Origin of the sequence: Gudongella oleilytica (genome assembly GCF_004101785.1) — a bacterium.
Classification (GTDB): domain Bacteria; phylum Bacillota; class Clostridia; order Tissierellales; family Tissierellaceae; genus Gudongella; species Gudongella oleilytica.
In genome coordinates this window covers 1,528,677-1,543,119 of the sequence record NZ_CP035130.1, presented here as the reverse complement: position 1 = coordinate 1,543,119, position 14,443 = coordinate 1,528,677, and the positions used below count along the sequence as shown (strand labels likewise).

The window sequence follows — 14,443 nt, the reverse complement described above, 5'->3', positions numbered from 1 at the left end:
TAATGCAATTCAATCACCTCACATGTCCTCTAAGGGTGTGCTCGAGTCTTTTCAGATAGTCAAGATCCATCTTGATAGATGCAGAGGGCTTCATATGGCGTTTCTCGCCTATACTCCTCTCAAGATCAGGATACCTTGGTATATGGATGACCTCACCCAGCGAGGCGATAGTCAAGTTCTTTTCATTGATCTCCTGATACAGTTTTTCTATCGCCTTGAAAATATCCATGGTATTCCTCAGAGAAACCTCTGACATTCTGTAGATACTGTCCTGGCTTTTTACCTTAATGAATCTTGGTGAGACATATGGGAGGATGAAGTTTATGCTTGGTATCAGATTATTCTCAAGGTAATCGCTTCTGACCATATCGCCTCCAAGAAATGGGTACTGACCGCTTTCATTGAACCAGAGCTTGAGATTAGGAACGAAGTATGCAGAATCGATATTCAGGTTTCTGATTTCAGCTATTTCTTTACCCTTGCCGGACAATATGCCTACAAGAAGCTTAGATATCTCAATTTCCTCATTTCTCAACAACGGCTCGACTATCTTTATTCTGTAGCCCTTGTGGAGCAGGTCATCCAGAAGGATCACAGGTTTGTTGAAGGATTTAATGGTTTTACATTGTTCCTCCAATGTCAGGTAATTGGGGAAGTGACCAACTGTAAAGCTTTGAATGTCAGGTTCAAAGATCCTTTCAGTATGAAGGGTCTTCGTTACTGTATTGGGAATAATGGAGTTATTCAGTATGATTCCAAAGGGTACGCACATTTTACCTCCAAGCTGTCTTTTACCTGAATCAAGTACTGGCACCTCATTTTCGTCGCAGATTTTTTGTATTAGCTTTGAGTAGACCATATCCCTGTTAAATGAAATCAACAGCTCTCCAGGATAAAGATCTGCCAGAACTTTCTTCAACTTCTTCCTGGATTCGTATATGACTCTCTGAACTCTGGGATCCTCGTCATAAGGAGCCTTTAGAGTGTTCTCAAGATCAAGGTTCAAGCTGACTGGATTGTTCATGTCCACCATAAGGATTGGAGATCCCCTGTGGGTATAGGGGGTTTTAACAAATCCCTGGAGGCTTAGGAATTCCTCAGCTTTTTTATTTTCACCCTTGACCATGGTATTGCTGTATAAAGCATAGTTATAATCTCTGTTTAATGCGATTGACAAAGTCTCGTTCAGGATCATGTCCATTAGATTGTCGTCATCATCCTTGGCAAACATACAGGAAATAAAAGCTGTTCGTCCCTTTGCATTATTTCTTATGAACTCTGTGGTTTCCTGATCCTTGAATTCATCAAAGAGCATACTATGGCGGACCCAATAGAAGGCTGAAAAACCAAGCGGTGAATTAGTCTCGGTGTCCATCAAAAGTATTATCCTGTAGCTTAGTTTTTCCCTTATACCAATAAGACCTTCAATGTCAAGCTTATCTCCAAAATGCCCTGTAAGGTAATCGAGCAGTTCACTGCTTAGGTTTCTATGAACGTCGATATCTACGGTCTTCGTTTCCAGGAGTGTCTTGTATAGGGGTTCTCGAAGATACAAACCAAAATTGTAGATATAATCAGCTGCCATCGGATCGATGAGCTTTGAAATATCTCTATTCTTGTCTATATTTTCCCGGATTTTTGTAGAACTGATGTCTTCATATTGGGTAGGCAGAGTAAGCTTTACTACGTTGCCCTTTATTCTTGAAATCGCTGATTCAAGTCTTTCAGACTCATTTATGTGATTCTGATCTGTTTTTCTGTCGAATATTACATGAGAAAATTTCAGAATTTCTCTTTCTCCTCTATATGCAGAAGCATTCACCAGGACATCAGAGCCAACGGCAAGGTAGACCTCTCTCTTGCCAAAGATAGATTTCAGTTTTTTCATGTCTTGGTCATTTCCGATATTTACAGGTATTTCTCTTGGGAAAAGATAAATTCCGTCCTCCTTGGCAATACTCATATTGATTATATTTCTCCTGAATTGATGGGCCTCTGTTCTCTTGGACCATGAAAACTCATCAACTGCAAGGTAAACCTCGAAGCCTTGATTACGGATCTCCTTGGCAATTTCCCTGTGACTCAGGCTGAATGGATCAAAGGATCCAGGGAAGAATACGACATCCTCCTCAGATTCAATGTCCATATCACCTATTTCAAACTCATACTCAGAAATAAATCTGTATATGTGGTTCAGGGATGCGGCATTATTGTAAAATACAAATGCATTCTCCCGTGCATCCTCGATTAGAGTCAACAGCTTTTTACCTACTCTTCTGAAGACCACAAATTTATCTTCAAGCGATAGTCTGTCTGAGTTAAAGACTGTCGATGAAATTACCCTTAAGGCCTCTGTTTTTATTTCTACCTTATAGGATGATATTGGAACGAGAAGAAGGCCAAGCAATCTGTAAAGTCTTGTTATGTTTCTGCTGAAATCCTCGGGGAACAGATCCTTGTAGATAGGGTAATTAATTATTGCCGTGCCAATAGTATTTAATAACAGAATGACAGTCTGGGGTCTTGAAACCCTGATTTTATCCTCGAGGTCATCAACGATCTCATCAAGCTCCTTCGGAGGAAGAAACAGGAACAAGTGTCCCAGGTACTCAGGTATGAACTTAGTGAACTGATAGCTGTCCATTTCGAGAGCTCTCAATAACTCAATGGCAACGTCGTTCCTCTGCTCAAGCGATAGAAGTGGTATTATATTAAGCAATGTATAACCACTGTAGTTTCTGACCCTTTCAACAGCACTCACCTTTAACAGATTGCATAAGTGTATGGCTGTATGAATGCCTGTCGTCTGGGGATTTTTTCTTACCTGGTCATAAAGGATATCGATATTTATTTTTTTATTGGTCCATCCAGTTGCTGTCTTTAGATTTTCCAGAAACAATTCAGATACATTTGCTTGATCCGAATAGTAGTTTGCTCTAAATACAGCAATCGCGCCATCGTCCATCTTAAGCTTCATGGCCAGGATGTATCTTAGATAATTCTCTGCAGGGATATTTGATTTTTCCATCATTTTAGACAGATAGTTCCTTATAGGGATAAAAAGCTTCTCATCAGCAAAATTTGTAATAATTTCAGAGGTTCTGTCCAAAGCACTTAGTCGGATATTTGTGTTTGGAGAGGATATTTTTTTAAGGATATACCTGTATAGTTGAGATCTTCTGTCATCATCCAAGCTGCTTAGCGGAAGATAATTTATTGTTTGTACAAGATAAAACTGTGCAATTGGGGTCAGACTGTCACATTCCTGATAAAATGAATTCAGCTTATCGAAATATATGGGATATTTATCCCTGTGACAGAACTCGAAAATAGATTTTACTATGAGCTTTAGGTTATACAGCCACTCATTTTGAGAATCGGCAAGCTTATAGCTGGGATACAGAAGGTCAGTCAGCAGTTTTTCAAGAAGCATCTCGCTGGTCTCATCCGGACGATTCATAACCACTGAATCAGGCAGCTCTTTTCTGTATTCCTCGTCATAATTTGACAGGATCCTACCTATTAACTCCGAGGCCTCCTTACGGACATCTTCCTCTTTATGGAGCATCAGGTCACTGAGGAAATGAAGCACCAGTATCTTTTGTTTTTGTGTCAGATAAGTGGAATATTCCTTGAGGATCTCAATATAAAGCCTTAGTCTTCGCCAATTAGCTTGACTTCTTGCCTCCTCCAGAATTTCCAGGAATCTGTCCTGGTTTACAAGGTTAGCCATGAGGTATACGTTGTTTTCTATGGCTTTATATTTGACTGAGCGAACTATATCCTCACCCTTTAGTAAGCTCCAATACACTTGGCCACGGGGGTTGATGCCGCCATTTAAAGTTGTGTCCACACCAAGCTCGATGATATATTCCTCGAAGTCCTTCAGCTTGTTATATACTCTCCTGTACCTTTTCTCCTTTGCTTCATCAACATTATCAAGCTTGTCGAGTATGACCTGGAAGGATTCCTCAAGGGTGTAGGTATACATCTCAAGTCTCCCATCCACGGATCTGTTTTTTACTCTAAAGTCTGCGTATATAAGAACCAGTGACTCCAATGGTAGAGTCTCAAGCTCGAGATCCCAGGTGGAATGATTTGTGGCGATATGACCTATCCTGTCAAGTCCAAGTTCTTTGAACCATTGTTCTGTATAGAAGTAGTGCAGATAAGGTACTCTTGGCTGTTCACGCTGGGTAACTCCATATTTCCCTATGTCATGGCCAAGACTGGAACCCAATACCACACCCAGGTCTATTGGGAGACCAAGGCTTTTTAGTTGGAGAGCAACATGCATAGCCACATCCTTAACACCTAGTACATGCTCAATGGTGTTATGGCCTGTGGCTGCCATATCAAGCTGCATCATCTCAAATATAAAGCGGCTTTCATATTCTGACTTAAAAGTATAGAACTCATGAGAACCATCTGTTATTGTGTAGTCAAAATGCGAGGAACCATTAAGCTCCCTCAACCCTGTCAGGACAGCTTCGTAGAGTTCTATATGCTCCGGTTCTATTCGAGAGGTTCTCTTATGGGGGTATGATTTTGAAACCGCATAGTCAAATAAAGTTCTGATCCACTCATCAGTTCCCATAACCTTGTAACCATCCAGGAAACCCTTAATGACTCCAATATATTCTATCACTGTCTGGTCTAAGCCAATATCAGAACTTTTAAAAGAATCAAATGCCTCTATACCGTTTATGAATTCATCAAGCTTCTCTCTAATATTCATAGAATGCCTCCCAAGGTCTGGAATCTATTTTTCAAAATTTTTATCAGGCTTATAGCTCCAATACCATTTAATCTCGTCGAGTCCGGTTATTTCTGCCAATGTTTCATCACTTAAAAATCCATCCACCTCACATATCATGACTGCTGTATCGCCGGTTCTTTCTACTCTCATATTGGCAATATTTACATCGTGAGAAGCCAGAATGTAACTCACCTTGCTTATTATACCCTTTTGATCGGCATACTTAAGTACAAATGCAGATAATTGGCCTGAAAGGCCATACTCCTCATACATACAGATCCCTCCTCGTAAGTCATCTTCATTATATAATTATAAAGAGTTGTTTTCAATGCTGAAATGGCAATGCCAATTGCCATTTCACCTGTGTGAAGGGTATAATATTCTAATGGGAGGTGTATACTGTGATATTATCTGTAGATTTAAATCCTGTTTTAAGGAAAAGAATCAAAGTTCCATTTAGGAAGGACCATCCAGGAGCTTTAACTCCTGAAAGAATAGATATATTTCCTGGAGGTGAAGGTATCGAGCTTGCACTGATGCTGAGAATAATGAATGAGGATGCATTGGTTTGCGGAATCTCCGGAGGATATACCGGAAAGGTTGTCAGAGATTTTCTTGATGGATCAGGAATCGAGCATGATTTTGTTGAGATCAGGGAATCTACAGGTGAACAGTTATTTATACACTATAGCGATGGGCAGACTTTGATTTCTGAGATCAGACCAAGACTGTCAAAGGACGAGGCAGCTGTCTATCTGAGGCATTTTAAAGAAAATCTTAATACCTGTGAAATTACGTGTATCACAGGTACTGTTCCAAATAATCTTCCTGATGGTATGTTGGAGGAAATGCTCATAATGTCCAGACAGTTTGGAAGAAGATCCTTAGCAGCGTTAAAGGGAAGAGATGCTGCTCAGGCAGTGAAGGGTTCTCCCTACCTCATGGCACTTGATCTGGCTAGTCTTGAGAACATAACTCACCTTAAGCTTGAGTATGACTCTGAGATAATTAAGGCTTGCAGATATTTGCTGGATAAGGACATTGAGTATGTTTTCGTGGATCTAAGAGAGAAGGGAGCCCTGGTGCTTTCTGATGAAAAGGGCTACAGGGTAGATATTCCTTCAATCGGAAGGGAACACTGTAATACTAATTATGGTTATTTGCTCGCGGGAGTGGCATTGGGAATGATAAGAGGCTATGATGAGGAGACGATTTTCAGACTTGGTTCAGCAGCAAGTCTTATACATTGCTTCATAAGATCTGGAGAGGTCGACATGTCCGATATTAAGGGGCTTATGAATAAACTGGAGGTCAGAACCTTTAGAAATATATGAAGGCGGGGGATCAAATGATTAGATTTATCCATACTGGCGATATACATCTTGGACTGAGATTCACAAATACCTCCTTCGGACCAGAAAAAGGCAGGAAGAGAAGAGAAGAGCTGTGGAGCTCATTCCAGAGGCTTGTTTCATATGCTGTTGAAGAAAACATAGATTTATTCCTTATTTCAGGTGATTTGCTTGAGGAAGACAATTTTACACAGAGAGATATTGCAAGGCTTTCAAATATTCTTAGTTCCGCTGAAGGTGTTAGGTTTTTCATTATTGCAGGGAACCACGATATGTTATCCTCAGATTCAATACTATCCAGGTGGAGCTTCAGCGATAATGTCACAGTATTCAAGGGAAAGGAAGTTGAAACAAAAAGATTGGATGATATAGGCGTTGCGGTGCACGGCGTAAGCTGGATCAAATCTATGGATACGTCTGATTTCATCAGTGGTATAAGGGTGGTCGATGGCTGCCATAATATTCTCATGCTGCATGGCGATGTTATGAGTACAAGTAAGTATATGGTACTTGAGAAGAAAAATCTGGAGTCCTTGAAAATGGACTATATTGCACTTGGACACATACATAAGCCAATGTTTATAGCCCATAATATTGCCTACTGCGGCTCGCTTGAGGGTCTGGACTTTGGTGAGCCAGGGAGAAGAGGGTTTATTCTTGGGGAAATCGGAGAAACCAATAGCTTTAATTTTACACCATTTAGCACAAGGGAATTTCATCTGCACCATATCCAATTAAGTGGTGATATGACCCATAGTGATATTTATGGGACTGCAAAAGACATTGTGACTGGGGCAGGGAAAGACGATTTTCATCGAATCCTGTTATCTGGGCATTCACCCAGGCATTTTAATGTTGAGGCATTATATGATCAGCTTGAAAAGGATTGCTACCATATAGAGATCCAGGATAAATCGAGTCCTGATATAAATTTGGATGAACTTCTGGAAATGAATGAAGGGAATATAATAGGTTCATTCATAAAATCATTCACTGAAGAGGATATTGCAACTGATGTAGGAAGAAGAGCTCTTTACTTGGGACTTGAGGCTCTTTTGGAAGGAGGATCTTCTGATGCTGATAAGAGAGATTGACATTAGAGCCTTTGGGAAGCTTAGGGATAAAAGGATTAGCCTTGAGGAAGGTTTAAACGTCATTTATGGTCTCAATGAAAGCGGTAAGACCACCATCCATAGCTTCATTGGAGGTATGCTTTACGGGTTCCTGAAACCGGGAGTCAAGTCTGCCATATATAATCCGGAGCATTCAAAATACACTCCGTGGGTCGGAGAAGCCTATGGCGGCAGATTGACTCTGATCAAGGATGGGGTTGGATACATAATCGATCGTAGTTTTGTAAAGGGCAGAGAAATGACGCGGATAATCGATGAAGCTACTGGCGAGGATGTTACCTCGCAAATGAGGCTGGGACCGTCTGGAAGAATAGCACAGCCGGGCTATCAATTTATCGGAGTCAGCAGCAGCATATTTTACAATACGATTTATGTTGGACAAAGGGCAATTGATACAGATTCAAGGCTCTCAGAGGAAATAAGGGAAAAAATGATCAACGCAGCCGCAACAGGACATGATTCAATCTCGGTGGAGAAAGCCTTAAAGCTTCTGGATAGGAAATCAGCTGATATTGGAACCAATAGAACCTCAAGGACCTGGTTCGGTCAGCTTTCCAGAAGACTGGCTGATATTGAAGAACGGCTTAACGAGCTCAATGAGATCAAGAACCGCTATGATTCAGCCTCCATCCAGAGACAGGAGCTTTCAACAATGCTGGATCATAAGGTAGATAGATATAATTACCTGATATCACTGGCAGATCAGATCAATGCTATAAGGAGAAGGGATAAGAGGGCTAAAATTGATTCAATCGTCAGGGATATAAAGGAACTTGAGCTCAAATGCTTGGATATAGAGTCCTATAGTGTTCTTGTTGAGGACGATCTTGAGGAATGCTATCGCCTCGAATCTGACATCAGATTATCCAAGGACAGGATATCCGGGTTTGATGAACAATGGGGTAATTTACAGGATCAATTATTAAGGTTGTCTGATAACAAAGAAAGAACAGAAGAGCTGAAGCAGATCATCGAGGATGGGCACAAAGCTGAACGTCTTGAATCATCTGCCGGTTATGCCACGAGGGAAGCAGTTGAGTATGAAGTAAAAAGTATTGAGGTAAAAAAACGAAACACTTCAATATTTTTGACAGTAGCAGCGTGTATTTACATCATTGGAAGTGGAGTGCTGCTTCAGACAAGGAATTTTTCTTTGCTACTCTTCATCCAACTGTTCCTCATAGTTGGCCTGCTCCTTTATTTTTCAACGAAAAAATCAGCAAAGTCTATTGCTGAACTGAGGGAGAAACTGCAATATATTGTTGATCTTGAAGCAATCGTTTCTGAGAACGGCAAGAGCACATTAAAGGATTTCTGGCAAGAATTCGAAAGTGCAAAGCTCGAAATTTCATCTTTAGAGTTAAACAGACTAAGAAGGATGGAGCTTGAGGAATCTATGCTGGCAATCGAAGAAAGACGGAAACAGGAGCTTACAGAACTGTCGATGCTGGAGAAACAACTTGCAGGGATATTACGGGATAACAGGGTTTCTGATACACTTGAGTTTAAGACTGGTTTAAGAAACAAGGCATTGCACAGCAAATTGAAGGCAGAAATTTCCAACAAACAGATACAGCTTAAGGGACTTGAGGGAGAAATCGCCTTGCTTCCAAAAGAAAGTGAAGAAGCAACAAGTCTGGACAATGAAAAGCTTCCCTTGGACTTTGACGAGGAGGGTGTTCTGAAGGAGTTGTCTGAACTTGATGAGGAGCTTAAAAATCTGCGGATGGCCATTAAGGAGTTGGATGGAAGGATAATCGCGTATGAGGAGAGCCTGGGGGATAAAATTGAGATGGAGGAGGAAAGAGATCTTTGCATGCAAAAGCTCTCCGAACTTGAAATAGAGAAAAAAGCCATTGATCTTGCAACCTCGAAAATAAAGAGCATATCTGCCGAAATGCATAGAGATTTTGCTCCAGTCCTAAACAAAGAGGTAAGTGAAGCTATTAGAATACTGACTGCAGGGACCTACAATACTGCAAAAATTGATAAAATGCTTAGTGCAAGGGTTATGGATGATTCAACAGGCAAGCTTCTCAACCTTGACGATCTAAGTGGAGGGACTGCTGATCAACTATATCTTGCTTTAAGGATTGGGATGCTAAAGAGCTTAGTCCCAAGGAATACCCCTTTATTTTTTGATGAATGCTTTCAACAATACGATTCAAAAAGGCTTGAGGCTTCATTATCTTTGATTATTGAGGAAGCAAGAGAAAGACAGATACTGCTCTTTACCAGCCATGAAAGAGAAATGTATTTGCTCGATAAGCTTGGTAAAAGTTATAATCTAATTGAACTTAATTAACACTGAGGTGCTGATATGATATTTGCTATTGGAGATCTCCACCTGGATCATTCCGGACAAAAGCCCATGGATATCTTTGGTGACAGGTGGATAGGCCATGAAAAAAAAATAGTCGAGAACTGGAAAGAGCAAGTCGGAGATGAAGATCTCGTTCTTATACCAGGGGATGTTTCGTGGGGACTTAGACTTGAGGATGCTGTTCCTGATTTGAGACTAATAGACTCGCTACCAGGAAAAAAACTCATTATCAAGGGTAATCACGACTATTGGTGGGAGAGCATGTCAAAGCTTGATGGTCTTTCGTTAAAATCCATTCGATTTATGAGAAATACTGCTGAAAATTATTATAACGTAGGTATTGCGGGAACCCGAGGTTGGATGTCCAGAGATTCGGAAGGATTTGATGAAGGTGATGAGAAAATTTACAAGAGGGAGCTGGCAAGGTTGGAGACTTCGATTTTGGCTATAGACAAATCTTGCACCACCAGGATAGTGATGCTCCATTATCCTCCCTTTGACAATAAGCTAAGACCAAATGAATTTGTTGACATCATGAGGAAATATAATGTTAATGTATGTATTTACGGACATCTTCATGCAGAAGGGCACAAGTATTCTGTAGAAGGAGACCTTGAAGGATTGACGCTGCACCTTGTATCCAGTGATTATTTAGAATTTAAACTTAAACCGATTATGGAGGTAGGAGATGAAAATAATTTTGGCTAACAGCTATAATGAATTGAGCAGAAAAGCAGCAGATATAATCGAGGAACTGGTTTCTTCCAATGGTAATGCTGTATTAGGTCTTGCCACTGGATCAACCCCTGTCGGGACCTACAGGGAATTAATAAAAAGATATTTAGAGCATAGCCTCGATTTTTCCGGGGTCACTACCTTCAATTTGGATGAATACATTGGATTAAGAGCATCTAACCATGACAGCTACAATTATTTTATGAATTACAATTTGTTCGATCATATCAATATCAACAAAGATAATACTCATGTTCCTGATGGTATGACTAATGATCCCAGGACATATGGCAGACTTTACGACCGAATGATAGAAAATGCCGGAGGGATCGATCTTCAGATACTTGGAATAGGTTCAAATGGTCACGTTGCCTTTAACGAACCTGCAGAGGAACTGAATCTTGGAACAGATCTTGTAAAGCTAAGTAAAAAGACCATTGAAGACAATTCCAGGTTTTTCGAATCGAAGGAGAACGTTCCAACAGAAGCAATATCCATGGGAATAGGGAGTATTATGAAAGCCAGGAGAATATTACTCCTGGCAAGTGGAGAGGGAAAAGCTGAAGCTATAGGCCAAGTACTGAATTCAGGTAAAGTGACCACCTGGCTGCCTGCTTCTCTCCTGCTATTACACCCTGATGTGACATTGATATGTGACCAGGAAGCTTTCTCACTTGTAGATAGAAGAATAATGGCTGGTGCTATTGTATGATCAGAGAGCTGGAAGTAAAGATTCTGGGCATCGAGCCTGAAGAAATGGAGAAAAAAATAATTGCTTTGGGTGGAAAGCTTATATCAAAAGAGAAACAGACTAATATCCTTATAGACTCTGAATCAAGGCCGATCAAGTCTTTTCTTGATGCATACTTAAGAATAAGACATACCGAAGACCTTATTTCAGGAAACGAGTTTTCAGAGCTTACTCTTAAAAAAAATCTTCGTAATGAAGTTTTGAGGGAAAATGTGGAGCTTAATGTGACTATAGACGACAGTAATACCATGCTTAGTATCTTAAGAGAGCTCGGATTTGATAAAGTGACTGTTGGCTTTAAGGACAGAACATCTTATCTGTTTTACGGGGCAAGGCTTGACTTAGATGTCTGGGATAAGGAAACTTACCCAAATCCTTACATGGAAATAGAAGTCAACAACGAGGAAAAACTTGCAGAGATCCTGGGAGTTCTTCAAATAAAGCCAGAGAGTGTCTCCAGATTGTCAATAGTGGAACTGCAGAGGAAGTTAAGGGAGGATACAGATGCTAAGTGAAAGAGTGGTCAGCAATACAATAAATGCTGCTATGATGAAGGGTGCTGAATTTGTTGAAATTTTTGCCGAGGATAAGCTTATTGGGAATATCAAGACTGTAGGAGGGCTTGTTGAGGATAGTTTATCCGGTAGAGACTATGGTGCCGGCATCAGAATAATAAATGGTCTTAAAAGCATATATGCTTATACCAATGACACATCGGAGGATAACATGGTCAGGCTCGCTTCAGAGGCAGCGCAGTCAATAAAAGAAGGTTCGCCCAAAGAGTTAGCATTCAACAAGAAAGATGCTCCCATTTATAACATGGTTGATAAACTGCTTTTCAGCACTCCAAGAGCAGAGAAGCTTGAATTGCTGAAAAGGGCATATTCTTCTGCTAAGGGTTATAGTAACCTGATAACTCAGGTAACCTCAAGCTACATGGAGGAAGAGCAGGACATTTTAATTGCCAATTCTGAAGGGTTGTGGATCATTGATAAAAGAATAAGGACCCGTTTTGCAGTTTCATCTGTTGCTTCTCTGAACGGGGAAATGCAGCAGGGCTATAATGCACCAGGGGCATCGATGGGCTTCGAGTTCTATTCCATCAATCCGGTTGAAAAAATAGCTGAAGAAGCCTCAAGGATTGCTGTAGAAATGATACATGGAGAATATTCTCCCAGTGGAATAATGCCGGTAGTCATAGACAACGGATTTGGAGGGGTCCTGTTTCACGAAGCATGCGGACATGCTCTAGAGGCTTCATTTGTATCAAAGGGAGTATCCGCTTTTGGTGGTAAGCTGGGCGAAATGGTGGCTTCACCATTGGTAACTGCTATAGATGATGGAACATTAGCAAACGGCTGGGGCACTACAGGAATCGATGATGAAGGAACACCTACCAGGAGAAATATCCTTATCGAGAATGGGGTTCTTAAATCCTACCTGGTAGACAAGCTGAATGGCAAGCGTATGGGTATGGAATCTACTGGTTCTGCAAGAAGACAGTCATATAGATTCTCTCCGACCTCAAGGATGAATAATACCTTTATTGCAAATGGAGATATGGATCCCATGGATATTATCTCAACCACAGAATATGGTTTGTATGCTAAAAGCCTTGGAGGCGGAAGTGTGGACCCGGCTACAGGTGACTTCAATTTCGCTGTAATGGAGGGTTACCTCATAAAAAATGGTAGACTCACAAGGCCGTTAAGAGGTGCAACTATTGTCGGCAACGGTGTCAAGGTACTTGAGCTTATTGATGCAGTGGGAAACAACCTGGCATTGGGACAGGGGATGTGCGGTGCTGAAAGTGGTTCAATTCCGGCAAATGTAGGGCAGCCTATGATAAGAGTAAGCAGCTTGACTGTTGGTGGAAGGAATGGTGATAAATAGTGGAGTTTAATACCTTTACCAGAAAAATATTTCAGAAATCCAGGGTTATCTTTGAAGAAGCTGAGATTTTCAGGGTAGAGAGCGAAAACCTGAAGATAGGGGTATTTAAGGGGGAACTGGATAAATTCAGCTTCTCAAATACTTCAGGGGTTTCTCTTAGAGGGATACTCAAAGGCTCGCCGGGTTACTCCTATACAGAGGCCATCGACGATAAGTCAGTTGATATACTTATAGAAGGAGCTCTCTCCAGTGCTGAGTCAGTAGAGACTGACACAAGGCTTACACTCCCTGAAGCAGGGGAAAGCTATGATGCAATGCCTGAGCCGAAGAATAAGCTTAACTCGATTACAACAGAGGATAAGATAAAAGCAATGCTTCAGCTTGAAGAGAAGACACTTTCACGGGACAGTAGGATACAATCAGTCCAGGAATGCATGTACCAGGAATTTAAGTCCAGGAGAATAGTAAGGAATAGCAAGGGACTTGATCTGGAACATTCTGATGAAGGAGGCTTCGCATATGTATCAGTAGTTTCAAGGAATGGCACTGATACAAAGACTGGATCCAGCTACAGACTTTTCAGAAACCCTTTGGAAATGGATATCGATAAAATGTCCGAGGAAGCGGCAGAGGAATCACTTTCAATGCTGGGAGCATCTCCTGTTGCAAGCGGTATGTACCCTGCAGTCATAAGGTATAATGTTTTTGCTGAGCTGCTTGAAGCCTTTTCTCCTATATTTTCAGCAGATAATGTCCAGAAGGGATTGTCCGGCTTAAAGGGGAAGCTGGGAATGGAAATAGCCTCGTCGGGAGTGACGCTGATTGACGATCCTTTTCATAAGGATGGCTTTTCTGGCTCCAGCTTTGATGATGAGGGAATACCCACATCCAGGAAACTGATTGTGGAGAGTGGAGTTTTAAGGACATATCTACACAATATTCGAACAGCTGAAAAGGATATGACTGAATCAACAGGGAATGGATTCAGAACATCATATAAGACGGCAATTGGTGTAAGCCCGACAAATTTCTACATGGAACCTGGCGAGCATGAACTGGAAGAATTGCTGGAGAGAGCTGACGGAGGTATCCTGATAACTAAGGTTGCAGGTATTCACTCTGGCCTTGATACAGTCTCAGGAGATTTTTCTGTACAAGCCCAAGGTTATTTAATAAAGAAGGGAAAAAAAGAGGACCCTGTTAATGGAATAACGATATCCGGGAATTTTTATGACCTACTGTTACACGTTGAAGAAATAGGCTCTGACCTTAAGTTTACACTTCCTGGTAATGGACATTTTGGATCGCCAAGTGTGTTGGTTGAGAGAATCTCCATATCAGGCATATGATTATCATCCGGCAAGGCCGGATGAATTTTTTTATTATAAGTACTGCAAAATGAACATTCGATTTCTTACGAAGCAACTTGGGATTGGCTCAATTTAAGGAATGGGTCAAATGTATATTAATGGAAATTGAATGTTTTCTATATAACGA

Annotated in this window: 10 protein-coding genes; 8 read left to right on the top strand and 2 right to left on the bottom strand. The window is 41.0% G+C overall.

Features of this window, described 5'->3' with window-relative positions; translation table 11 throughout:
- Window positions 1-13: 13 nt before the first annotated feature.
- Both EC328_RS07360 and EC328_RS07355 read right to left on the bottom strand, forming a co-directional pair.
- Window positions 14-4,738 carry a cytidyltransferase gene (locus EC328_RS07360; protein WP_128426173.1) on the bottom strand — a complete coding sequence of 1,575 codons (4,725 nt, stop codon included), beginning with the start codon at window positions 4,736-4,738 and terminating at the stop codon, window positions 14-16.
- Window positions 4,739-4,762: 24 nt separating this feature from the next.
- A complete protein-coding gene (locus EC328_RS07355; protein ID WP_128426172.1) occupies window positions 4,763-5,032 on the bottom strand; it encodes an ACT domain-containing protein in 270 nt (89 codons plus the stop codon).
- Between the two features lie 128 nt (window positions 5,033-5,160).
- Here EC328_RS07355 and EC328_RS07350 point away from each other — a divergent pair, with 128 nt between their 5' ends.
- From EC328_RS07350 to EC328_RS07315, 8 genes are read left to right on the top strand one after another with little or no spacing between them, the layout of a single operon-like run.
- Window positions 5,161-6,093, top strand: coding sequence for a 1-phosphofructokinase family hexose kinase (locus EC328_RS07350; RefSeq protein WP_164906059.1), 933 nt, complete (start codon window positions 5,161-5,163; stop codon window positions 6,091-6,093).
- A 14-nt stretch (window positions 6,094-6,107) separates the two neighbouring features.
- Window positions 6,108-7,205 carry a metallophosphoesterase family protein gene (locus EC328_RS07345; protein ID WP_164906058.1) on the top strand — a complete coding sequence of 366 codons (1,098 nt, stop codon included), beginning with the start codon at window positions 6,108-6,110 and terminating at the stop codon, window positions 7,203-7,205.
- Window positions 7,186-9,549, top strand: a complete 2,364-nt coding sequence (locus EC328_RS07340) for an ATP-binding protein (RefSeq protein ID WP_128426169.1) — start codon at window positions 7,186-7,188, stop codon at window positions 9,547-9,549. The genes EC328_RS07345 and EC328_RS07340 overlap by 20 nt, the downstream gene beginning before the upstream one ends.
- Before the next feature lie 15 nt (window positions 9,550-9,564).
- The gene (locus tag EC328_RS07335) at window positions 9,565-10,275 is read left to right on the top strand and encodes a metallophosphoesterase (RefSeq protein WP_128426168.1); all 711 of its coding nucleotides are present in this window, start codon (window positions 9,565-9,567) and stop codon (window positions 10,273-10,275) included.
- On the top strand, window positions 10,256-11,014 hold the full coding sequence (gene nagB, locus EC328_RS07330; protein ID WP_128426167.1) for a glucosamine-6-phosphate deaminase: 759 nt from the start codon (window positions 10,256-10,258) through the stop codon (window positions 11,012-11,014). Before EC328_RS07335 ends, nagB begins: the two co-directional genes overlap by 20 nt.
- Complete coding sequence (locus EC328_RS07325; protein ID WP_128426166.1) at window positions 11,011-11,568, top strand: class IV adenylate cyclase; 558 nt, start codon at window positions 11,011-11,013, stop codon at window positions 11,566-11,568. The genes nagB and EC328_RS07325 overlap by 4 nt, the downstream gene beginning before the upstream one ends.
- Window positions 11,558-12,946, top strand: a complete 1,389-nt coding sequence (locus EC328_RS07320) for a TldD/PmbA family protein (RefSeq protein ID WP_128426165.1) — start codon at window positions 11,558-11,560, stop codon at window positions 12,944-12,946. Before EC328_RS07325 ends, EC328_RS07320 begins: the two co-directional genes overlap by 11 nt.
- Window positions 12,946-14,295, top strand: coding sequence for a TldD/PmbA family protein (locus EC328_RS07315; RefSeq protein WP_164906057.1), 1,350 nt, complete (start codon window positions 12,946-12,948; stop codon window positions 14,293-14,295). The genes EC328_RS07320 and EC328_RS07315 overlap by 1 nt, the downstream gene beginning before the upstream one ends.
- Window positions 14,296-14,443: the final 148 nt, after the last annotated feature.

Excerpts from the sequence above, each read along its gene's own strand:
- EC328_RS07335 (WP_128426168.1), top strand. The coding sequence starts at position 9,565 with ATGATATTTGCTATTGGAGATCTCCACCTGGATCATTCCGGACAAAAG.
- EC328_RS07360 (WP_128426173.1), bottom strand. The coding sequence starts at position 4,738 with ATGAATATTAGAGAGAAGCTTGATGAATTCATAAACGGTATAGAGGCA.
- EC328_RS07340 (WP_128426169.1), top strand. The coding sequence starts at position 7,186 with ATGCTGATAAGAGAGATTGACATTAGAGCCTTTGGGAAGCTTAGGGAT.
- EC328_RS07355 (WP_128426172.1), bottom strand. The coding sequence starts at position 5,032 with ATGTATGAGGAGTATGGCCTTTCAGGCCAATTATCTGCATTTGTACTT.
- nagB (WP_128426167.1), top strand. The coding sequence starts at position 10,256 with ATGAAAATAATTTTGGCTAACAGCTATAATGAATTGAGCAGAAAAGCA.
- EC328_RS07320 (WP_128426165.1), top strand. The coding sequence starts at position 11,558 with ATGCTAAGTGAAAGAGTGGTCAGCAATACAATAAATGCTGCTATGATG.
- EC328_RS07345 (WP_164906058.1), top strand. The coding sequence starts at position 6,108 with ATGATTAGATTTATCCATACTGGCGATATACATCTTGGACTGAGATTC.
- EC328_RS07325 (WP_128426166.1), top strand. The coding sequence starts at position 11,011 with ATGATCAGAGAGCTGGAAGTAAAGATTCTGGGCATCGAGCCTGAAGAA.